Annotated in this window: 21 protein-coding genes; 4 read left to right on the forward strand and 17 right to left on the reverse strand. The window is 63.6% G+C overall.

Annotated elements, in window-relative coordinates:
- Positions 1–207 precede the first annotated feature (207 nt).
- From ACOYQJ_RS17570 to ACOYQJ_RS17595, 6 genes are all read right to left on the reverse strand, one after another.
- Positions 208–1,308 carry a serine hydrolase domain-containing protein gene (locus ACOYQJ_RS17570; RefSeq protein ID WP_422907302.1) on the reverse strand — a complete coding sequence of 367 codons (1,101 nt, stop codon included), beginning with the start codon at positions 1,306–1,308 and terminating at the stop codon, positions 208–210.
- Positions 1,305–1,985 carry a hypothetical protein gene (locus ACOYQJ_RS17575; RefSeq protein ID WP_422907303.1) on the reverse strand — a complete coding sequence of 227 codons (681 nt, stop codon included), beginning with the start codon at positions 1,983–1,985 and terminating at the stop codon, positions 1,305–1,307. Before ACOYQJ_RS17575 ends, ACOYQJ_RS17570 begins: the two co-directional genes overlap by 4 nt.
- A gap of 17 nt (positions 1,986–2,002) precedes the next feature.
- Complete coding sequence (locus ACOYQJ_RS17580; protein WP_422907304.1) at positions 2,003–2,848, reverse strand: SDR family oxidoreductase; 846 nt, start codon at positions 2,846–2,848, stop codon at positions 2,003–2,005.
- 16 nt (positions 2,849–2,864) lie between these two features.
- A complete protein-coding gene (locus ACOYQJ_RS17585) occupies positions 2,865–3,233 on the reverse strand; it encodes a hypothetical protein (protein ID WP_422907305.1) in 369 nt (122 codons plus the stop codon).
- Positions 3,234–3,433: 200 nt separating this feature from the next.
- Positions 3,434–3,799 carry a glycine zipper family protein gene (locus ACOYQJ_RS17590; protein WP_422907306.1) on the reverse strand — a complete coding sequence of 122 codons (366 nt, stop codon included), beginning with the start codon at positions 3,797–3,799 and terminating at the stop codon, positions 3,434–3,436.
- A gap of 98 nt (positions 3,800–3,897) precedes the next feature.
- Positions 3,898–4,908 (reverse strand): AraC family transcriptional regulator, encoded by a 1,011-nt coding sequence (locus ACOYQJ_RS17595; protein ID WP_422907307.1) that lies wholly within the window; start codon positions 4,906–4,908, stop codon positions 3,898–3,900.
- Between the two features lie 626 nt (positions 4,909–5,534).
- Here ACOYQJ_RS17595 and ACOYQJ_RS17600 point away from each other — a divergent pair.
- Positions 5,535–6,935, forward strand: coding sequence for an MATE family efflux transporter (locus ACOYQJ_RS17600; RefSeq protein ID WP_422907308.1), 1,401 nt, complete (start codon positions 5,535–5,537; stop codon positions 6,933–6,935).
- Positions 6,932–7,357, forward strand: coding sequence for a glyoxalase superfamily protein (locus ACOYQJ_RS17605; protein ID WP_422907309.1), 426 nt, complete (start codon positions 6,932–6,934; stop codon positions 7,355–7,357). The genes ACOYQJ_RS17600 and ACOYQJ_RS17605 overlap by 4 nt, the downstream gene beginning before the upstream one ends.
- 181 nt (positions 7,358–7,538) lie before the next feature.
- Here the strand turns inward: ACOYQJ_RS17605 and ACOYQJ_RS17610 are convergent, their stop codons facing one another.
- Positions 7,539–8,420: a LysR family transcriptional regulator gene (locus ACOYQJ_RS17610; RefSeq protein ID WP_422907310.1), complete on the reverse strand. Its 882-nt coding sequence runs from the start codon at positions 8,418–8,420 to the stop codon at positions 7,539–7,541.
- Between the two features lie 107 nt (positions 8,421–8,527).
- On the opposite strand from ACOYQJ_RS17610, the gene ACOYQJ_RS17615 reads away from it, so the two are divergent.
- Positions 8,528–9,508: an NAD(P)-dependent alcohol dehydrogenase gene (locus ACOYQJ_RS17615; RefSeq protein ID WP_422907311.1), complete on the forward strand. Its 981-nt coding sequence runs from the start codon at positions 8,528–8,530 to the stop codon at positions 9,506–9,508.
- Positions 9,509–9,544: 36 nt separating this feature from the next.
- Positions 9,545–9,796, forward strand: coding sequence for a hypothetical protein (locus ACOYQJ_RS17620; RefSeq protein WP_422907312.1), 252 nt, complete (start codon positions 9,545–9,547; stop codon positions 9,794–9,796).
- A 199-nt stretch (positions 9,797–9,995) separates the two neighbouring features.
- On the opposite strand, the gene ACOYQJ_RS17625 is transcribed toward ACOYQJ_RS17620, so the two are convergent.
- The 10 genes from ACOYQJ_RS17625 to ACOYQJ_RS17670 all read right to left on the reverse strand — a co-directional run bounded on the left by ACOYQJ_RS17625 (position 9,996) and on the right by ACOYQJ_RS17670 (position 20,053).
- The gene (locus ACOYQJ_RS17625; protein ID WP_422907313.1) at positions 9,996–11,510 is read right to left on the reverse strand and encodes an aldehyde dehydrogenase (NADP(+)); all 1,515 of its coding nucleotides are present in this window, start codon (positions 11,508–11,510) and stop codon (positions 9,996–9,998) included.
- 14 nt (positions 11,511–11,524) lie between these two features.
- The gene (locus tag ACOYQJ_RS17630) at positions 11,525–12,442 is read right to left on the reverse strand and encodes a dihydrodipicolinate synthase family protein (protein WP_422907314.1); all 918 of its coding nucleotides are present in this window, start codon (positions 12,440–12,442) and stop codon (positions 11,525–11,527) included.
- A 10-nt stretch (positions 12,443–12,452) separates the two neighbouring features.
- Entirely contained in the window at positions 12,453–13,370 is a 918-nt protein-coding gene (locus ACOYQJ_RS17635; RefSeq protein ID WP_422907315.1) for a Gfo/Idh/MocA family protein, read from the reverse strand.
- Complete coding sequence (araD, locus tag ACOYQJ_RS17640; RefSeq protein ID WP_422907316.1) at positions 13,370–15,112, reverse strand: L-arabinonate dehydratase; 1,743 nt, start codon at positions 15,110–15,112, stop codon at positions 13,370–13,372. The genes ACOYQJ_RS17635 and araD overlap by 1 nt, the downstream gene beginning before the upstream one ends.
- A 132-nt stretch (positions 15,113–15,244) precedes the next feature.
- Complete coding sequence (locus tag ACOYQJ_RS17645) at positions 15,245–15,931, reverse strand: ABC transporter ATP-binding protein (RefSeq protein WP_422907317.1); 687 nt, start codon at positions 15,929–15,931, stop codon at positions 15,245–15,247.
- Positions 15,928–16,677 carry an ABC transporter ATP-binding protein gene (locus ACOYQJ_RS17650; protein WP_422907318.1) on the reverse strand — a complete coding sequence of 250 codons (750 nt, stop codon included), beginning with the start codon at positions 16,675–16,677 and terminating at the stop codon, positions 15,928–15,930. Before ACOYQJ_RS17650 ends, ACOYQJ_RS17645 begins: the two co-directional genes overlap by 4 nt.
- The gene (locus ACOYQJ_RS17655) at positions 16,670–17,653 is read right to left on the reverse strand and encodes a branched-chain amino acid ABC transporter permease (protein WP_422907319.1); all 984 of its coding nucleotides are present in this window, start codon (positions 17,651–17,653) and stop codon (positions 16,670–16,672) included. Before ACOYQJ_RS17655 ends, ACOYQJ_RS17650 begins: the two co-directional genes overlap by 8 nt.
- Positions 17,650–18,570 carry a branched-chain amino acid ABC transporter permease gene (locus ACOYQJ_RS17660; RefSeq protein ID WP_422907320.1) on the reverse strand — a complete coding sequence of 307 codons (921 nt, stop codon included), beginning with the start codon at positions 18,568–18,570 and terminating at the stop codon, positions 17,650–17,652. Before ACOYQJ_RS17660 ends, ACOYQJ_RS17655 begins: the two co-directional genes overlap by 4 nt.
- A gap of 80 nt (positions 18,571–18,650) precedes the next feature.
- On the reverse strand, positions 18,651–19,784 hold the full coding sequence (locus ACOYQJ_RS17665) for an ABC transporter substrate-binding protein (protein ID WP_422907321.1): 1,134 nt from the start codon (positions 19,782–19,784) through the stop codon (positions 18,651–18,653).
- 32 nt (positions 19,785–19,816) lie between these two features.
- Positions 19,817–20,053: an Lrp/AsnC ligand binding domain-containing protein gene (locus tag ACOYQJ_RS17670; RefSeq protein WP_422907322.1), complete on the reverse strand. Its 237-nt coding sequence runs from the start codon at positions 20,051–20,053 to the stop codon at positions 19,817–19,819.
- Positions 20,054–20,121 lie beyond the last annotated feature (68 nt).

Raw genomic sequence — 20,121 nt, forward strand, 5'->3', positions numbered from 1 at the left:
ATGTGAACCCGACCCATCTGGCACATCAAGATGCTTGCCAACACGCAAGGCCCCAGTTTCCACACAGCCTCGGCCCAGAGCATCACATCGGCGGCGAGAGGCGAATAAGTCTGCGCGTCGCAGCTGCGGCCAAAGGGAGATCACTTTTGCGGCGCGCGCAGCAGGTTCATCCTGCTGCTACCGCGGTCGACTTTCTCCCCGCCGCTGTCATTTGGGGCTTTCTCGCGCGGCAAGCGCAAACCTTTCCACAATACGCGTGATGTCCTGTGTAATCGCCTGATCGAGGCCGACGGCGGCAATGCCGAGTTTACGACCAGGATCAACGGCAGCGTGCAACCCCCAATAGCCGCCATGGCGGTAGATCTGGCTGCCATCCGTTTCGCAACCGTACAGACCCATGCGGTAAGGGCTTCCGGTGGGATGCCCCGGAGCGGCTAGCATCAGATCAAGCGTCTCTGGCCGGTCGAACGTCGCGCCTGAGACGAGTGCGGCGTAGAGCTGGGCGGCGTCCTCGATGCTCGCGACGATCCCGCCGCCGCCAAAGGCATCGACGCTGCCGTGGATTAGGTTCGTATCGAAACCGTCCAGCCACTGATGTGCGCGGTCCGGCCCCTTTGCTGGCGGTTCGCCCTCCCAACGGACATTCGAAAGGCCGAGCGGGCCCCATCGCAGAAGGCTGCGCACGGCCTCGCCAAGCGGCTGACCGATGGCACGTTCGATGATCCCGCCAAGAAGGACGTAGCCGGTATCCGAGTAGGCGAAGACTGCCCCGGGAACGGACAGCGGCGGACCGAGATCAAGCATGACCGCGATCTGCCCGGTCCGGGTCCAGATCCGGGCCGGATCGTCCAGGACTGTGTTCAGGTAGGCCGGGCTTTCGGCATGGTCGGCAAGCCCGCCGGTATGCATCAGCAGTTGCCGTACGGTGATCGATCCGGTGTCGTAGCCGCCGGTCCGCAACATCGCGGCGTGCTCGGGCTCGACAAGATTCGCAATGGGGGCATCGAGGTCCAGACGCCCCGTCTCCCACAGGCGCAGGACCGCGGCCGCGGTGAAGGTCTTCGTCAATGAGGCGAGGCGGACAGGGGTCCTGGCGGTCATCGCGCTCCCGTCTGGCGCAGCGGCCCCGATCGCGGCCGTAACGGTCTGGCTTCCTGCGGCAACGGCGATGGCGGCGCCGGGTGCGGACGGGTCGAGGTTCAGAGCGGCAAGAGCGGCGTGAAGGGCCGCTTTGGTTGGCAGATCTGCAGGCTCGGCAAAGGCTGGAGACGCCTGGCGGTCAAGGGGCGGAATGCGAGGTGGTGTCATGCGGTGATTTCCTTTGAGAAAGGGGCCTCGTCGCCGCGCAGGAGTACGAGCCCGACAGCGACGAACCAAGCGATGGCGGCGAGGCCGAAGACTGCACCGGCACTCTCTCCGAGCGGTGGCAGGATGGTCGCGAGCCCGGCGAGGCCGCCGAGCGCACCGATCCCACATGTGACGCGTCCGAAGAAGCCGCTCGCGCGCGCCGCGAAGCTGACGACGAGGACCCATGCGCCGCCGGCGATTTCGTTGCCGCCGCCAAGGCCCAGTTCGACGGCATGAAGCGTCTGCCAGAGAGAGGCCGCAGCCGCCGGATCGGCGGCAAGCGCATGGGTCCTTTCGACGGCGACATTGGCGATCATTCCGGCGCCGAGGACAAGCGCGGCCCAGATCAGACCGATCGCGCCGGAGACGGCAGCGGCGTCGGGCAGCAATCGGGCGATCTGCTGACGAAGCGTGACGACCAGAACAACGAGCGCCAGTGCGTTGACGACGTAGATCGTGGTGTTCCACGCGATCAACACGCCAGGCCGTTCGGCGATGAAGGCCGCGACCGCAGCGGCATTGATCTCGTCCGTCCCGTAGCCCAGCGGGGCGAGCGCGGTGACAAGAAGGGCGAACCCCACGAGGTATGTTGCGGCGCAGGTCAGGGCGGCAAGTCCGCCGGCTTTGCGGAGGGTCATGTGCGGGTTCCCTAAGGTTAGCGTTCCACTTCAGCGGCGAGGGTTGCGAAGTGTTCGGTAAGGTGCCGCGTCCCAAACCGTGGCGCGACCATATCCAGTCCGAGCGCGGTCAGGAAGAAACGCGCCGGGCCGCTGATCCGCCGCGGCAGGACCGGCAGGACGGCGAGGGTCGCGCGGCGCAGGGTGTCCGGCAGGTGGGTGATGCGCGGCGATGTGCCGAGGGCGGTGAAGGCGGCGCGCGCAATCTCGTCCTGGGTCATCACGTCGGGGCCGCCGATCCCGACCCAGCCCCGCCCCGCGTCGGTCGCGTCGGCGATGGCCACGGCGAGATCGGCGCCATGGATGGGGTTGAGGCGCTGCGTCCCGTCGCCAAACAGCCAGACGCGGCCCTTGCGCGCCATCGCCAGGATCTCGCCCATATCCGAGAAGTAGCCGGTGGGCGCGATCACTGTCGCCAGCATGTCGGAGGCGTGAAGCGCTTCCACGAAGGCGGTCTTGGCATCGACGAGCGGCACGCCCGCCATAGCATCGGCGTTCAGGACGTGCACATAAGCGAAGCGCCCGACGCCCGCGGCCTCGGCCTCGCGCAGCAGGTTCAGGTTGGCTTGAAAGTCGACCTCCCGGTAGCCCAGTCGATCTGCCTGCCGCGTGATCCCCAGCGAAGAAACCACAAGGTCCACGCCGTCCATGATCCCATTCAGGGTCTCGGGCCGCGTGGCCTCGCCTTCGATCAACAGATCGGCCAGGCCCTCGGCCCGGGCGGTGTCGCGCACCAGCGCGGTGACATGGTGCCCCCGCCGCGCATATTCGACGCAAAGGTAGCGGCCGAGGTAGCCGGTCGCGCCGGCAATGAGAACTTTCATGGATCGTCTCCGGAGTTCATACGAAGCCGACGCCAAGCGCGGCGGCGGCCATGAGGGCGATGACAGGCGTCCAGAGCAGGCGCTCCGGGCGCGACGGGCTTGCGGCGTTCGCGGCAAGGGACAGCAGCGTCAGTGCGACGGCTGGCCAGAACAGGGCCGCCAGGGGCGATGCGCCGATCCCGGCCCGGGCCAGAACGGCCCCGGCCATGGTGCCGAGCAGCGCAGCCTGGACCAGCGCCAGCGCCCGCCAGACAGGCGGCAGACGGCCGGGAAAGCGGCCGCCGACCGTCAGATGGCCAAGCGGGACACCGGCGGAGACGGCAAGGTGCATCAGAACCGGCAGAGCGGCCAGCCCGGCATAGGCGAGGGCGAGAGCTTGGGTCACGGTCCAGCCCCCTCACCACCACAGAAGCCGGGCCGGGAGAACGCGTGGCCTGCCGTGCGGCCTGTTCTGAGGCAAGCCAAGATCGTCCCATAGATACCGGGGCGGATATGAGTTGCGCTCCGTGAGGGCTTTGGGCGCGCTGGTCAAAATGCGGTGCAGGCGCTTCATGCGGTTGCGGATTTCTTGCATGGCTCTGACCCTCAGTTCACGACCGCGTGGCCGCGGCCGCGCAAGCAATTGAGGACGATGTCCTTGCGCGTGTCGCTCGCCTCGGATGCGCCCGCCGCGGCGCCCGTCGCCGCGCCGACAACGGCCCCGCCGAGCGCGTCGCCGTTTTCGTCGGCTTTGCCCAGCAGACCGCCGATCCCGGCGCCGATGGCAGCGGCCGCCATTGTTTCCTGGTCCAGTTGCGACTGGCTGCGGGCAAGGCTTCGGCAGGCGCTGAGGTCGCTCTGGAACTGCGCGGTCGGGGCACCGTCCAGGACCGGGTCCACATCCGCGCCCATGTTGGCGCAGGCCCCCAGCAGGGTGGTCAGGAACAGTGGGGCGATCTGCATCGGTTTCATGTTGTGTCTCCTTCGACTTTGACTGTTTCGAAGGAGGATCTACCCGTCCGCGCCGTGCGGCGGCATGACCGCAGGACCCAGCTGCTTGACCCTGGGCATCAATTGCTGAGCCACGCGGTGGGACTCGCCCCGGTCCAGCGCCGGAAGGCCCGTACGAAGGCCGAGGCCTCGGAAAAGCCCAAAAGGTAGGCCGTCTCGCTGACCGAGACCTTGCGCGCGCTCAGGTAGTCCATCGCCATCCGTCGGCGTAACTCGTCGTGGACCTGCGCAAAGGTGACGCCTTCGTCCTTCAAACGGCGGTAAAGCGTCTGCCTGCTCATGCCGAGATCGCGCGCGATACGGTCCATCGACAGAGTGCCTTCGTGCAAATCCGCGAGCATCCGGGTCTCGACGGCCGAACGCACGGTGTCGTCGGTCGCAAGCGCGTCCAGCAGCCCGTCCGCGTGGCGCGTGAAAACGCTGAACACGTACTCCTTGCCGCCATCGAAGGCCGCGTCCAGCCAGACCGGGTTGATGCGCAGCGCATTGCGCGCCGCGCGGAACTTTACCGGTACCCGAAAAAGCTCCGGGTAGCGGTTGGCATGCGGTGGCGGCGCGTAGGTCACCTCCAGCCCGCGCTCGAACGGGTGCTCCGGGGCCGAGCGGCGGAATTCGGAGATGAAGCGCGCAAAGCTCGCCTCGGTCGCCATCCAGCTGCCGTCGCCGGGCCGGTGATCCACGAGCCAGACCGCCTCTCCGTCGCGCTCCAGCGAAAACCGATCCCGCCCGCCGGGGATCGATACGTCGGCCATCAGGCGTGCGTAGCGATTCAGCTGAACTAGGCTGTGCGGGAAGGACTTGGACGCATGCACGATCTGGCCGACAATCGACATCGTCTCCAGCCGGGTCTCCAGGACGTGGCGCAAGAGCAGCGAGGTGTCGCCGGTCGCCTCGACCCCGGCGGCGATGAGCGTCTGATAGGACCCGACCGGGATGCGCGTGTCCTGGTCTGCCAAATCCTCTGCCGTCAGCCCCGATGCCGCCAGCAATTTGCCGCGCGGCGCGCCTTCGGCCACCGCGTAATCGAGGAAAGCGGTGGCGAAACCGGCTGCCATGGTCTGATCGGACATACCGCCGTCTCCACAGGTCAATTTCGATGGGCCCGGTCATGCCATTGCCGGACGAGCGCGGACAGGATGCGTCAAGACATTATGCCCGGACAACCCCTATGCTGCAGCAAATCCTCGCACTGATCGCCACTGTCCTCACTCTCGTCGCGCGCGCCGTTGCGGCGCTGCTCTGTGTCCCGAAGGTGCACCACAGGGGGCCGGCGACCGCAATCGATGATACCTCCTTGCCGAGGCGCGAAGGAGATCACGGTCGTTCATCATCCAGACCCGGCTTGCCATCGGCTAGAGCGGTGTCTCTGGGCCGTGAGCTACTGTCGCCTTTGTCGGTCAAGAGTCTTTTGCTCAGCAACGTTCCAACTTCATTGAGAATTCAACCCTGCTGACCGGACTCGATCGGATGCCTTTTCAGTGTCGCAATACCTGAATCTTGCGAAGCGCCGCAAAAGTCATGTTGCCCTTCAGGGGAATTCCGCGTATTCGGCGGGCAAGGTGCCGGGCACCTGCCGCCTGCGGACGCGAGTCACGGTGAAGCCCGGAACAAGACGACATCTCACCCTCGAAGCATTTCGCAGGTGGGCAATGCAGGCTCCCTCCCGATCCGAAATGCCTCTCTGGAGGAGTGAGCGATGTCTGCAGGACCCGCGCCGAATACCATTGAAAACCGATTTCTGACCCGTCCAGTTGGAGGATTGTTCCTGTTGAATGCCCTGCCGATGGCGGTGGTCATGTCGATGGGTGGCCTGCTCAACGTCATCGACGGGATCTTTGTAGGCCGCTTCGTCGGCGCCTCTGCCCTCGCTGCGGTGAGCCTGGCCTTTCCGGTCGTCATGCTGCTGACCGCGCTGACCACTTTGACGGGGGGCGGCATGTCGAGTCTTTTCGCCCGCTATCTGGGCGCCGGGGCCCGCACAAGAGCCGCAGAGGTCTTTGCCGGGGCTCATGGGCTGGCTCTCGCCATCAGCGTGGTGCTGATTGCAGCGGGGCTGACGGTCGGACCTGCGCTGATCTCTGCACTCGCCGCCGGAAACGCGGAGGTGGCCGGGCTGGCCCAAAGCTATCTGTTAATCCTGATCCTTGGTGCCCCGATCCAGTTTGGCTTGGGTCTGCACGCCGATGCCCTGCGGAACGAGGGGCGCGCTGGGCTCATCGCGCTGCTCTCGGGGCTGGTGAACCTGCTGAATATAGGGGCGAACTATGTTGCGATCGTGCTTCTTGGGCTCGGTGTCGAAGGCTCGGCTATCGGTACGGTGGGCGCGCAAGCTCTTGGCCTCGTGCTGCTGCTGGTGGTGCGGGCACGCGATGGCGAGCTCTTGCCCATTGGCGCACTCCGACAGACCAGTTGGCTTTCGGGATGGCCGCATATCTTCTCGCTCGGCCTGCCGCTTTGCCTGACCTTTGTCGGGATGGGCTTGGTGGCAAGCACTGTTCTTCTGGTCATCGGCACCACCACCGCCGCCGCAGATCATGCCGCCTTGATTGCTGCCTACGGTGTCGCGACTCGCCTTCTCGGGCTGGCATTCCTGCCGCAGATGGCGATTGCGTTGGCCACCCAGAGCATCACAGGCAACAACGCAGGCGCAGGTCGCATGGATCGGGCCCGCGACGCCCTGCGGCTGGCCATCGGAAGCGCGGTGGTCTGGTGTCTTGGCGTGACGGTCTGCGCGGCCTTCGCGGGTAAGCCGCTGGGCGCGCTGTTCTCGGACGATCCGGACATCATCGCGACGGTTGCTGCAATCCTGCGTCCGATGACCGCTTTGTATGTCGTCACCGGGCCGATCCTCGTCCTTGCCATGCATTTCCAGGCGATGGGCCATCCCTTGCGGACCGCGGCGCTGACCCTGATCAAACCATGGGTGTTGACGCCAATCCTGCTGATCATCCTGAATGCATTGGCAGGGATCGAGGGTCTTTGGTTCGCCTTTCCGATCGCCGATGCCGTGATATTTGTGGTGGCCATGGCGCTGATCCGCCGTGTTCGCCTGATCGCCCCTGTTGCAATACCTCAATCTGCTAAGGAGGCCGCATGACACAGCCGACCCTTGAGACCGTGAAAGCCCAGGCCAAGGCGCTCCGGCGCGCTCTGCAAGCCGAAGGCACAGCGGTCAGCCATGCCCGGTCCCTCGAACTCGTTGCCCGGCAATACGGGGCACGGGACTGGAATACGCTTCATGCCCGTCTCAGGCAGGATAGCGCCGCAACTGAACTTGCCTTGGGCGCGCAGGTGTCGGGCCATTACCTGGGGCAGGCCTATAGCGGAAGGGTCGTTGCCCTTTCCGGCCCAGTTGACCATCGCCAGGTCGAGATCGCGCTGGACCAGCCGATCGACACGGTTCGGTTCGACAGCTTCTCGAACTGGCGTCACCGCATTCGTGGTGTCTTGGGGCAAGATGGCCGCAGCCGTCGCAAAACATCCGATGGCACACCGCATCTGACCGTGGATACATCGTAAATCTGACCTCGCGCAGGCAGACCGATAAGATCGTGCCGGGCGTTTTCAGAGCCCTTGGCCTTCGCCACAAATGGCTGCTTCGGCGGGCCGCACCGCAGCATTTTACGGGATCAACCTGCGGCGGCTATGGGGCGATGGCGGTCTTACGATGCGCCCCGTCCCCACAGGAAAATCCCTTGGATCAAGGTCCCAAGAACGCCGCGCGTCGTTCCAGGAGCGCGTCGCACAGGTAGTCGACGAAGAGCCGGACCCGGCGTACCCGGCGCAGCTCGCCGTGCAGGAGAACCCAGGTCGCGCGGCGCTGGTCAAGCCCGGTGCCCGGGACCCGTTGCAGCTCGGGGAAGACCGAGGTGACCCATGACGCAAGGAACGTCATCCCCGCGCCCGCACGGACAAGATGGAGATGCATTTCCGGGTCGGGCACAGAATGGCGGATCCGCGCCTCGGGGAAGGCCGAATCCGCAATCATGGTCGCAAGCTCGGGCACATCGCCATATCCGATCCAGCTCAACCCTTGCCCCTTGCGGCCCGCGCCCGGCAGGGTGCGGTCGATGTAATCGCGCGAGGCCACCACGCCGATAGACAAGGGAAAGAGTTTCCGGCCGACCGCATCGTCCTCGATCGCGGCGGCGTGGCGGATCGAGACATCGGTCTCGTTCCGCGCGATCGAGTCGAGCGTGTAGGCAAGGCGCAATTCGATCTCGATCTCGGGATAGAGCGCGGCGAAGTCGGCCAGAACCGGGGCGAGCAAGTAATGCGCCGTCATCGGGTCGGCTGAAAGGCGGATGCGGCCGGATGCCTCGCGGTCGAGCCCCCGCACCGCGTTGAACCCCTTGAGCAGCGCGGCCTCGGCGTCGAGCGCCTGCGGCAGCAGGCGTTGCCCGGCGGCGGTCAGGGACAGACCTTCCGCACCCCGCCGAAAAAGTTGGGTGCCGAGTTGCGCCTCCAGCGCTTCGACTTGGCGGCGCAGGGTCGCGTGGGTGCCGCCCATTTGTTCGGCCGCCGCCCGAAGCGAGCCGTTCCGCGCTACTGCCAGAAAGGCAGGAAGGGATTTCCAATCCATAACCACCCGGATCGTTTATGAACCAATGTGGCGCACATTAGCCACTCTTCGGAGCGAAAGGAAACCTCTATTCCCATGAGAACACCCTGAGACCAAGGAGGTTCCCAATGACTGCGACACGCACTGCCTGGCACATCCCGCGCTATGGCCGCCCCGAAACCCTGACACCCGTCACGCTCTCCATGGCGCAGCCCGGCCCAAGAGAGGTGCTGATCCGCATCCATGCCTCAGCCGTGACGCGGGCCGACGGCATGATGCGCAAAGGCGAGCCGCTGTTTGCGCGCCCTTTCCTTGGTCTGCGGCGACCGCGCAACGGGCTGTCCGGTACGGGTCTCTCGGGCGAGGTGATTGCGGTCGGGGACAAGGTCAGGCGCTTTGCGCCGGGCGACATGGTCTTTGGCGAGGCCGGGATGCACTTTGGCGCCAATGCGAGCCACATCTGCCTCGACGAGGACGGGGTTCTGATGCCCAAGCCAGAGGCGCTGTCGCATCAGGACGCGGCGGTCCTCTGTGATGGTGTGCTGACGTCCTGGCATTACCTGCGCAGCCTCGGACAGGTCAAAGGCGGTGACCGCATCCTGATCCTCGGCGGGGCCGGCAGCCTTGGCAGTGCCGCGGTGCAGATCGCCGCCGACCTGGGCGCAGAGGTAACGGCCACCTGCAGCGCGCGCAACACCCGCTTCGTCAGGTCGCTCGGGGCCGCCCGGGTGATCGACTACACCAGTGAAGAGGTCTTGCAGTCCGGCGGTGACTATGACGTGATCTTCGACACACTGGGCGTCGCATCTTTCTCGGCCGCCAAGCCTGCGCTTGCCGAGACGGGGCGCTACCTCTGCCCGGTCCTGACGCTGGGGCGCTTGCCTGCGATCATGCTGTCTGGCCTTGTGGGCCAAAAACGCGCGCTGTTCGCTGCCGTGGGCCTGGAAAAGCCGCAACGCCTGCGGGCCATGCTGTCCGAGATCCTGACCCGGATCGACCAGGATCGCCTCGCCCCGGTCATGGACCGGATCTACCCGCTGTCCGACCTCGTCGAGGCGCATGCCTATGTCGAGGCCGGGCACAAGCGCGGCAATGTCGTCGTGGTGTGAGAGGCGGGCAGTAGGGGTGGCGTCGGAACGAACGACATGCGCGCCTCCCCGGGCTTTACGGAGAGCAGGCAATTCGTTCTTGAGATTTCTGGCGGCAATCTTGGCAGAACTCGCATGGACACCTTTCGAAAGATGTTCGGTGCCGACAAAGGCTTGATCAAGATGCGAGCGAGATCGGTCAATACGACAGAGATCGCCTTCAGTGCGATTGATATGATGTGTCCGGCGCTCCAGATCGTCGAAGGTTCGGCGCTTCACACGGACGATCAGTTTCGGATTCCAAGATGACATGACATCTCCGTTTATATTGAGACGGAGCGGAGATGGCGCACGATGAATATTTTCGCGGGTCTCGTTTATATCTTCGAGGGCACTGCCCATCAAATCATCAACGCAACATAAGTTCTCGTCGTTGTTTTCAACACTTTTGGAAAGGGGATGGCAACATGCCAGCCCCTTTCCAATGCATCCCACGAGTTCGCGGGGATTACTGCAAATCACCCGGCAGCAGGGCGTCGGGCATATTCTGGTAGCAAACCGGGCGCAGGAAGCGTCGGATCGAAAGGGTGCCAACCGAAGTTGCACCAAAGTTGGTCGAGGCCGGGTAGGGGCCGCCATGAACCATGGTATCGCAAACCTCGACCCCGGTGGGGAAACCGTTGGCCAAGACGCGGCCAGCCTTGCGTTCAAGCACGGGCATCAGCTTTTGACCAAGCGCCGTGTCGCCATCGTCCATATGCAAAGTGCAGGTCAGCTGACCTTGCAGGCTGCGGGCCATGGCCAGCATCTCGGCTTCGTCCTCGACGCGGACGATCAGGCCAAGCGGGCCGAACACTTCTTCGCCAAGCGCGTGGTTTGCCAGCCATTCCTTGCCGGTGGTGGCGTACAGATAGGGCGTGGCGTTGCGCAGATCGCATGTGCTGGTCAGCAGTTCCTGAACACCGGCCGAGCCGGCCACACGGTCGCGGCCCGCACGGTAGGCAGCGGCGATGCCATCGGTCAGCATGGTCTGGGCGCCCATCGGCTCCAGCGCCTTGGTCGCGGCCTCGATGAAGGCGTCGGCGTCAGGGCCGTTGATGACGACCGAGATGCCGGGATTGGTGCAGAACTGGCCTGCGCCCATGGTCAGCGACCCGGCCCAGCCAGCGGCCAGATCGGCGCCGCGTGCTGCGAGGGCCGAGGGCAGCAGGAACATCGGGTTGACGCTGCCCAATTCGCCGAAGAAGGGGATTGGGTTGTCGCGCTGTGCGCAGAGGTCAAACAGCGCCCGTCCACCGCCGAGTGAGCCGGTAAAGCCCACCGCGTTGATCAGTGGGTGCTGGACGAGGGCGGTGCCGACGTCGCGTTTGCCGCCCTGGATCAGGCTGAACACACCGGGATGCATGCCGCATTTCTGAACCGCGGCGTGGATGGCTTCGGCGACGATCTCGCCGGTGCCTGGGTGGGCCGAGTGGCCCTTGACCACGACGGGGCAACCAGCGGCCAGAGCGCTGGCGGTGTCGCCACCCGCAGTCGAGAAGGCCAGCGGAAAGTTGGATGCGCCGAAGACAGCGACGGGGCCGATCGGGCGTTGAACCATTTTCAGGTCAGGCCGGGGCAGGGGCGCGCGGTCAGGCAGGGCCTCATCATGGCGGCGATCAAGGTAGTCGCCTGCCATTATATGCGAGGCGAACAGGCGCAGCTGGCCAGTGGTGCGGCCACGCTCGCCCTGAAGGCGGGCTTCGGGCAGGCCGGTTTCTTCGGTACCGATCTGGGTGATGGCGTCGCCACGGGCTTCGATTTCATCCGCGATGGCGTTGAGGAAATCGGCGCGTTCCTGACGGGTGGAATAGCCGTAGGTCCAGAACGCCTCTTCGGCGGCGGCGCAGGCCTGATCGACCAAAGCCGGAGTGCCGACGCTGAAATCATGCGCGTCGCCATGGGCGGGCTCAGAGGTGAACTTGGTAGCCCCCTCGATCCATTCGCCAGCGATCAGGTGTTTTCCGTGCGGAGTAAAAGTCATAATTCGCGTCTCCCTTATTTGCCCCATTTCAAGGCAATCAAATCCAATTCTTTTGCCAGCGACACAAGGCGGTCCTTGGTGCGCTGGCTCATCGGTTTCAGGGGATGGCGTACATGGTCCGAGCCGATCACGCCACCCTCCATCATCACGGTTTTGGTCGCCCGCAGCCCGCACTGGCGGTTCTCGTGGTTGATCAAGGGCAGGCACAGCTTCCATTGGGCCAGAGCCGCGTCATGGTTGCCCGCCAGATAGCTGGTCACGATGGGGCGGATCTTTTCGGGCTGCAATCCGCTGGTCATGGTGCCGGTTGCGCCTGCGTCGAGATCGGCCAGCAGGGTCACGGCCTCTTCGCCGTCAAAGGGCCCTACGATGTCTTTGCCACCCGCTTCGATCAATGCCGCCAGTTTGTCGGCTGCAAAGGGCGTTTCGATCTTGAAATAGCTGACATTCTCGATCTTTTGCGCCATCTGAACAAGCAGCGGCACAGGCAGGGAGACACCGGACAAGGGCGCGTCCTGCACCATGATCGGGATGTCGATGGCGTCCGAAACGGCTTGAAAATGCTCAAGGATGCCGTCGGGGCCGGGGACAAGGCCGACCCCGTGATAGGGCGGCATCATCATGACCATGCTGGCGCCCATGGCCTGCGCGGCCTTGGCGCGTTCGATCACGATGCCGGTGTAGAAATGGCTGACGGTGACGATCACCGGAACGCGGCCCGCGACCTGCTCAAGGCTGATGCGCATGACAGTATGGCGTTCCTCATCCGACAGCAGGAACTGCTCCGAGTAATTGGCGAGGATGCAAATCGCGTCGACCCCTTGGTCGATCATGCAATCCATCACACGGCGGCAACCTTCTTCGTCAAGGGTGCCATCGGCGTGAAAGGCGGTGGGGGCGACGGGCAAAATCCCTGTAAGCGGTTGTTTCAAAGCTCTCTCCTCAGAAGTCAAAGGGGGCGACGACCTCGCGTCGTCCCAATAGATGGGCATCGGCCACGTGGATCAGCGGCGACAAGTCCATGTCGATGGCTCCAGCCTGAACCAGCTCGGCCATCTGCGCGTAAAGGCGGGGGTATTCGCCGGACAAGGGCGCGTCTTCCTCGGTACTGGCGGTGACGCCATTGACCACCATGCGCGCGCCGCCCTCATGAAGCGACAGCTTGCCTGCCTCGGTTTCGATCTCGATATCCCAGATGTCGCGCTCTTCCTCGCGCCAGTCGAATTCCGCGCTGGTGTTGCCGGTAAAGACAAGCTGCGCGGCAATGGGCGTCTGGCGGTTCGCGGGGTATTCAAGCGTTGCGCTGGTCAGGTGAACCGGGGCAGGCAGGATTTCCGTCAGGATCGACAGGGCGTTGATGCCGGGATCAAAGACCCCCATGCCGCCGGGTTCAAAGACCCAGTCCTGTCCGGGGTGCCATTTGCGCACGCTTTCGCGCCATGTGATATGGGCGCGCGTCACGGTCTTATCCGCCAGCCAGGCCTTGGCGGCACCGACCTTGTCGGCGCAGCGCGAATGCCACGTGGCGAACAAGCTGACACCCTGCGCGCGTGCCAGCCTTTCAAGCGCGTGACATTCCGCAATCGAGGCGCCGGGGGGCTTTTCCAGCATCACGTGCCGTCCGGCGGCAACTGCCGTGCGAGCATAGTCAAAGCGCGGCACCGGCGGCATACAAAGCGAGACAACGCGAATGTCAGGCCGCGCCTCCAGCATGGCGTCGAAGTCTGTGAAAGCCTCGACGCCATCTACTGTGCCATGGCGCGAACAGGTCGCCGCCAGTTCCCAATCCGCGCTGCCTGAAATGGCAGGCACGTGTTGGTCCAGCGCGATCTTGCCCACGCCGATAATTGCGATCTTCATCAATGCGAGTCCTTTCCGACCGGTGCCCCGCGGCAGCCTTTGAGAAAGTCCAGATCGGCGCCGGTATCGGCGCCCTCGACATGGGCCTGATGCAGCCAGGCATAGCCCGAGTCAGCACGGTCGTGGCTGGGGGTCCACTCGGCCAGACGTGCCTCAAGCTCGGCATCCGAAATGTCCAGATGCAACCGGCGCGCGGGCACATCGACCTCGATCATGTCGCCATTGCGGACCACGGCCAAAGGCCCACCGGCAGCTGCCTCGGGCGAGGTGTGCAGGATCACCGTGCCATAGGCGGTGCCGGACATGCGCGCATCCGAGATGCGGATCATGTCCTTGATGCCCTTTTTCAGCACTTTCGGCGGCAGGCCCATGTTGCCGACCTCGGACATGCCGGGATAGCCCTTGGGTCCGCAATTCTTCAGCACCATGATGCAGGTCTCGTCGATGTCCAGATCGTCATCATTGATCTTGGCCTTGTAGTCGTCGATATCCTCGAAGACGACGGCGCGGCCCTTGTGTTGCATCAATTCCGGCGTCGCGGCAGAGGGTTTGAGCACGGCGCCCTTGGGGGCAAGGTTGCCCTTGAGCACGGCAATTCCGCCCTGCTTGGTCAGCGGTTTGTCCACCGGGAGGATCACATCCTCGTTCCAGTTTTTCGCGTCTTTGACCTCGTTCCAGACGGTATCGCCCGAAACAGTCAGGGCGTCCTTGTGCAGTTTTCCGGCCTCGCCAAGGCGTTTGAGAACAACCGGCAAGCCGCCCGCGTAAAAGAACTCCTCCATCAGGTATTCGCCCGACGGCTGGAGGTTCAGGATCGTCGCCACATCGCGGCCGCAACGGTCCCAGTCGTCCAGCGTGATATCGACGCCGGTCCGTCCGGCGATGGCCAGCAGGTGCACCACGGTGTTGGTCGAACCGCCCACCGCGCCATTGCAGCGAATGGCGTTTTCAAAGGCTTCACGGGTCAGAATGTCCGAGGGTTTCAGGTCATCCTTGACCATCTGCACAATGCGCCGCCCGGATAGCTGCGCCATGACGCGGCGGCGGCTGTCCACCGCCGGGATCGCGGCATTGCCGGACAGGGCCATGCCAAGCGCTTCGGCCATCGACGCCATGCTCGAGGCCGTTCCCATGGTGTTGCAGGTGCCGCTGGAGCGCGTGACCGCCGCCTCGGCATCAAGGAATTCGTCCTGCGTCATTTCCCCGGCTTTCACAGCCTCGGAAAAACGCCACAAGTGCGTGCCTGCGCCAACCCGTTCACCCTGAAACCACCCGTTCAGCATCGGACCACCGGTCACGACAATCGAGGGCAAATCGCAAGAGGCGGCAGCCATCAAAAGGCTGGGCGTGGTCTTGTCGCAGCCGACCATCAGCACGCAGCCGTCCATTGGCTGGCCTCTGATCTGCTCTTCTATGGACAGGGCGGCCAGATTGCGGAACATCATCGCCGTAGGCCGGAAGGTGTTTTCCGAAGCCGAGAACACCGGCACTTCGACCGGAAAGCCACCTGCCTCCCAGATGCCGGCCTTCACCTTTTCAGCCAGTTCGCGCAGGTGGCCATTGCAGGGGGTTAGGTCAGACCATGTGTTCAACACGCCAATGATCGGGCGACCGTCGAACAGATCTTCCGGGTAACCTTGGTTCTTCAACCAGCCGCGGTGATAGATCACGTCGCGGCTCGTGCCGCCGTACCATTCCTGGCTACGCAGCTTGCGCGGCCACTGTGCCGGTTTGAATGTCATGATACCCCCCTTGGTTCCTGCAATTGGACATAGCAGGGGCCGGGCATATCATTCAAATTTCAATACGGCTGATTTGGATATCGAAAATGGTATGTTCCACAGCGCGGCGGGCAGGTCAGGCCCCCAAACGCGTCAAACCCCCAGAAGGTTGTGCGCGATGTCCGGTGTGATCTGATCCATCTGTCCTTCCCAGACCGAACGCCCGCGTTCAAGGATCACCGCACGGTCGCAAACCTGCCCCAGCTCTTTCAGCGATTTGTCGATGATCAGCAAGGCCATGCCTGTCTCGTGTTTCAACTTGCCCACGGCGGTCCAGATTTCCTGCCGCACGATGGGGGCCAGCCCCTCGGTCGCCTCATCGAGGATCAGCAGGCGCGGATTGGTCATCAGCGCCCGGCCAATCGCCAGCATTTGTTGCTCGCCCCCTGACAGGCTGCGCGCCACCTGATCCGCGCGCTCGCCCAGACGCGGGAACAACGCCCCGACGCTTTGTTCGGTCCAAGGACCGGGGCGGGCGGTGGCCATCAGGTTTTCGGTCACGGTCAGATCGGCAAAACAGCGCCGCCCCTCGGGCACCAGTCCGATGCCAAGCCGCGCGGCGCGGTGCGAGGGCAGCCTTTGCAGATCGTGCCCGGCGAACGATAACCCACCGTTCGAGGCGATCATCCGGCAGATGCATTTCACCGTGGTTGTCTTGCCCATCCCGTTGCGGCCCATCAGCGCCAGGACTTCGCCTTCGGCCAGGTCCAGACTGACGCCAAACAGGGCCTGACTTGCGCCATAGGTGGCAATAAGGTTGCGCAGGGTCAAAAGGCTCATGCTTCTTCCCCCAGATAGGCATCGCGCACCTGGGCGTTGGCGCGGATTTCCGCGACTGTGCCACTCGCGATGACGCGCCCGTAGACCAGAACGCTGATCCGGTCGGCCAGCGCAAATACCGCGTCCATGTCGTGTTCAACGAGCAGGATCGGCGCCTGATGTCTAAGCCCGTCCAGCAATTCCGTCAGCTTGGCCGAACCTTCGGTGCCAAGCCCCGCCATGGGTTCATCCATCACGAAAACCCGAGGCTCCAGTGTCAGCGCTACGGCGACCTCAAGCTGCCGCCGTTGGCCATGCGACAGCTCGGCAGTCCGCATCGCCATGTGACCTTGCAAACCCACGCGCTCCAGCGCCGCCTCGGCCCGGTCGCGCAATGCGCGATCATTCAGGACGGGGCGGAAAAAACGCCACGGTTTGCCGCTGGCGCCAAGCGCCCCCAGCAAGGCGTTTTGCAGCACCGTGTCTTCCATCGCCAGCTGGCTGATCTGGAAGGTTCGTGCAAGCCCGGCACGGGCGCGCGCCGGAGGCGCAGTCTGGGTGACCTCGGCGCCGTTCAGGAAGACCTGACCGCTATCGGGCGTGATGGCGCCGCTGATCTGTCCGATCAGGGTGCTTTTGCCCGCGCCGTTCGGGCCGATGATGGCGTGGATTTCGCCGGAGCGCAGGGTGATCGAGACATCGTCGCTGGCTTGCAAGGCACCAAAGCTTTTGCGCAAGGATCGGGTTTCGAGAAGGGCGTCAGTCATGGGCCTTGCTCCGCCCCGCCAAAAGCCCGATCAGCCCGCCCTTTGCGAACAACACGATGACCAGCAAAAGCAGCCCGAGGAAGACGTGCCAATAGTCGGATAGCCCGCCCAGCCAATGCTCAAGCGCGACAAACAAGGCAGCCCCCGCCACCGGGCCGAACAGCCGCGCAGTGCCGCCAATGATGATGAAAACCATGATCTCGCCGGACAGTTGCCAGCTGAACATCGTCGGGCTGACAAAACGGTTGAGGTCGGCAAACAGCGCCCCGGCCAGCCCGGTGATTGCCCCGGAAATGGTGAATGCCACAAGGCGCAGCCGAAGCGGATCAAGGCCGACGGCGCGCACCCGCTCGGGCACTTGCCGCGCGGCGTTCAAAGCAAGCCCAAAGGCCGACCGGGCCAGCGCAGCGTTGAACAACAGCACAAGGCAAAGCAAGGCCAGACACAGGCCGTAAAACTGAATGGGCACCAAGGTGTTCAACCCGGGAAATTCGTTGCGCACGTAGATAGACAGCCCGTCTTCGCCGCCATACTCGGCCCATGAGATCGAGAAGAAAAAGAACATCTGCCCAAAGGCCAACGTAATCATGATGAAATAGACGCCCGAGGTGCGCAGCGACAACAGCCCGATGATCAGAGCAGCCAAGGCCGAGGCAACCACGGCCACCAACCAGATCACCGGCATGGATTTGCTGCCCTCGATCAGAAACGGCCATTCCATCAGCGGGCTATAGCTTTGCGCGTGGTGTGCCAGAATCCCCATGGCATACCCGCCGATCCCGAAAAACACGGCGTGCCCCAGCGACACCAACCCGCCAATCCCCAGCGCGATGTTCAAACCAACCGCAGCCAGCGCAAGGATCACGGCGCGGGTGGCTAGGGTGATGGTAAAGGGCTCATCCGCAATGATGGCCCAAGCAGGGACCGCAATCAAACCTAGCAGCACTGCGGCATTGACCATGGCTTCGCGGTTCATGTCCGCGCTCCATACAGGCCGGTGGGTTTCCAGATCAGCACCATGGCCATTAGAATATAGATCGACATCGAGGCCAGCGACGCACCGGTCTGGGTGGCCGCAGCTGGAGCCATGAACAGTTTGAAGAAAGCAGGCAGAAAGATCCCGCCAAGGGTGTCTGTCAGCCCAACCAGAAGCGCTCCGATCAGGGCGCCTTTGATAGAGCCGATGCCGCCGATGACGATAACGACAAAGGCGAGGATCAACACAGGCTCGCCCATGCCCACCTGCACCGATTGAATCGCACCCACCAAGGCACCCGCCAACCCGGCCAGCGCCGCGCCAAGGGCAAAGACCACGGTGTAAAGGCGGTCGATATCGACACCAAGCGCGGCGACCATCTCACGATCGTTTTCGCCTGCGCGGATGCGGATGCCCAGCCGGGTGCGGGCGATCAGCCAGAACAAGCCAGCCGCGACGATCAGGCCGATGACGATCAGCGCAAGGCGATAGGCCGGGTACTGGATGCCGAAGGGCAGGGTGACGGGGCCGGAGAGGGCGCCGGGCACGTCCAGATACAAGGGAAATGAGCCGAACAGCCAGCGCGTACCTTCGGAAAAGATCAGGATCAGCGCAAAGGTGGCCAGCACCTGATCAAGGTGGTCGCGATTATACAGCCGCCGGATCACCACCAGTTCGATCACCGTACCGGCAGCCGCAGCCCCGGCAAGTGCCGCAGCCAGCCCCAGCACGAATGACCCGGTGGCCGCAGCAACGGCCGCAGCGCAAAACGCACCGACCATATACAGCGATCCATGGGCCAGATTGATCAGCCCCATGACGCCAAAGATCAGCGTCAGACCTGCCGCCATCAAGAACAGCATGATGCCGAATTGCAGCCCGTTCAGGACTTGTTCGATCAGAAGTATCGCGGACAAGGGCACTCCTCGTCCCGGATCAAATCCGGGACTTCATGGCCAAGGGTGGGGCCCCGGATCAGATCCGGGGCGCGCCGTCCTTACATTTTGCACTCGGCGCCATAGGCATCCATATGGTCCGTTGCGGCGGTGCCGATGATCTTATTGGTCACCACATCGCCCTCTTTGACCACCTCACGCATATAGATGTTCTGGATCGGGTGATGGTTGGGCGCAAACTTGAACGCCCCGCGCACCGATTGGAAATCCGCTGCTTCCAATGCGGCCCGGAAGGCGTCCGCGTCTTTCACATCTGCCTTGCCAGCGGCTGAGGCGAGCAGAAGCCCGGTGTCAAACCCCTGCGCCGCATAAAGCGAGGGCAGGCGGCCGTACTTCTCCTGGAACGAGGCCACAAACTCGGCGTTGCCCGGCGCGTCCAGATCCTTGGACCAATGCGAGGTGTTCTTGACCCCAAGGGCCGCTTCGCCGATGGCGCCCAGAATGCCCTGATCAAAGCTGAAGGCAGGGCCCATCACCGGCTTGTCCGCACCAGAGCCCGCGTATTGCTTCATGAAGGAAATACCCATGCCGCCGGGCAGGAAGTAATAGATCATATCCGCGTCCGAGGCTTTGGCCTGTGCGATCTCGGCGGCATAGTCGGTCTGGCCCAACTGGGTATAAACCTCTTCGGAGACCTCGCCTTTGAAGAAGCGCTTGAAGCCGGCGATCATGTCCTTGCCCGCTGGGTAGTTCGGGGCCAGAAGGAACACTTTGCCGATGCCATTCTCAGAGGCCCATGCGCCTGCTGCCTCGTTAAAGGCGTCGTTCTGCCATGCCACATTGAAGTAGTTGGGGCTGCAACCGCGCCCGGCCAATTGCGAAGGCCCGGCATTCGGCGACAGGTAGAATTTCCCCTGTGCCGTCACCGAGGGCACCACCGCCATGGCAAGGTTCGACCAGATGATGCCAGTCAGCACATCGACCTTTTCCGATTGCACCAGCTTGTCGGCCAATTGCACCGCCACGTCAGGTTTGCGCTGATCGTCTTCGACGATCACTTCGATACCGTCCCGGCCCGATTGTTCGATCGCCAGCATAAAGCCGTCGCGCACGTCGATGCCAAGGCCCGCGCCGCCGCCCGAAAGCGTGGTGATCATGCCGACCTTGACCTCGGCCGTGGCCACAGTTGCCAAGGCCGCCAGCGCCGTTCCCAACGCAAGTGTCTTCAATTTCATGGTTTTCCCTCCCAAGGACTATTCTTTCGCTTTCAGAACGCGCGGAACGTGAGCGTCGTCAAAGTGCGCTCGATTCCCTCGATGTCCAGAAGCTTGTCGTTGATGTATTTGCCCACATCCTCCCCCTCGGGGATGTAGAGCTTGACCAGCAGATCGTATTCGCCACTGGTCGAGTAAAGCTCGGAATGGATCTCCCGCAGCACGATATCGCCGGCCACCCTGTAGGCTGTGCCGGGTTTGCACCGGATCTGGATGAATACACAGGTCATCTGGCTGCTGCCCTCCCTTGCTTGGTCGCGAAGCCGAGTTGAGCGTAAATCGCACCGGGTTTCCAGCC

The organism is Pacificoceanicola algae (genome assembly GCF_049341065.1).
In the GTDB taxonomy this organism is placed as follows: Bacteria; Pseudomonadota; Alphaproteobacteria; order Rhodobacterales; family Rhodobacteraceae; genus Pacificoceanicola.

Excerpts from the sequence above, each read along its gene's own strand:
- ACOYQJ_RS17580 (WP_422907304.1), bottom strand. The coding sequence starts at position 2,848 with ATGAAAGTTCTCATTGCCGGCGCGACCGGCTACCTCGGCCGCTACCTT.
- ACOYQJ_RS17570 (WP_422907302.1), bottom strand. The coding sequence starts at position 1,308 with ATGACACCACCTCGCATTCCGCCCCTTGACCGCCAGGCGTCTCCAGCC.
- ACOYQJ_RS17655 (WP_422907319.1), bottom strand. The coding sequence starts at position 17,653 with ATGAACCGCGAAGCCATGGTCAATGCCGCAGTGCTGCTAGGTTTGATT.
- ACOYQJ_RS17600 (WP_422907308.1), top strand. The coding sequence starts at position 5,535 with ATGTCTGCAGGACCCGCGCCGAATACCATTGAAAACCGATTTCTGACC.
- ACOYQJ_RS17650 (WP_422907318.1), bottom strand. The coding sequence starts at position 16,677 with ATGACTGACGCCCTTCTCGAAACCCGATCCTTGCGCAAAAGCTTTGGT.
- araD (WP_422907316.1), bottom strand. The coding sequence starts at position 15,112 with ATGACATTCAAACCGGCACAGTGGCCGCGCAAGCTGCGTAGCCAGGAA.
- ACOYQJ_RS17590 (WP_422907306.1), bottom strand. The coding sequence starts at position 3,799 with ATGAAACCGATGCAGATCGCCCCACTGTTCCTGACCACCCTGCTGGGG.
- ACOYQJ_RS17635 (WP_422907315.1), bottom strand. The coding sequence starts at position 13,370 with ATGAAGATCGCAATTATCGGCGTGGGCAAGATCGCGCTGGACCAACAC.
- ACOYQJ_RS17665 (WP_422907321.1), bottom strand. The coding sequence starts at position 19,784 with ATGAAATTGAAGACACTTGCGTTGGGAACGGCGCTGGCGGCCTTGGCA.
- ACOYQJ_RS17625 (WP_422907313.1), bottom strand. The coding sequence starts at position 11,510 with ATGACTTTTACTCCGCACGGAAAACACCTGATCGCTGGCGAATGGATC.
- ACOYQJ_RS17595 (WP_422907307.1), bottom strand. The coding sequence starts at position 4,908 with ATGTCCGATCAGACCATGGCAGCCGGTTTCGCCACCGCTTTCCTCGAT.
- ACOYQJ_RS17620 (WP_422907312.1), top strand. The coding sequence starts at position 9,545 with ATGCGCGCCTCCCCGGGCTTTACGGAGAGCAGGCAATTCGTTCTTGAG.
- ACOYQJ_RS17615 (WP_422907311.1), top strand. The coding sequence starts at position 8,528 with ATGACTGCGACACGCACTGCCTGGCACATCCCGCGCTATGGCCGCCCC.
- ACOYQJ_RS17605 (WP_422907309.1), top strand. The coding sequence starts at position 6,932 with ATGACACAGCCGACCCTTGAGACCGTGAAAGCCCAGGCCAAGGCGCTC.
- ACOYQJ_RS17645 (WP_422907317.1), bottom strand. The coding sequence starts at position 15,931 with ATGAGCCTTTTGACCCTGCGCAACCTTATTGCCACCTATGGCGCAAGT.
- ACOYQJ_RS17575 (WP_422907303.1), bottom strand. The coding sequence starts at position 1,985 with ATGACCCTCCGCAAAGCCGGCGGACTTGCCGCCCTGACCTGCGCCGCA.
- ACOYQJ_RS17670 (WP_422907322.1), bottom strand. The coding sequence starts at position 20,053 with ATGACCTGTGTATTCATCCAGATCCGGTGCAAACCCGGCACAGCCTAC.
- ACOYQJ_RS17610 (WP_422907310.1), bottom strand. The coding sequence starts at position 8,420 with ATGGATTGGAAATCCCTTCCTGCCTTTCTGGCAGTAGCGCGGAACGGC.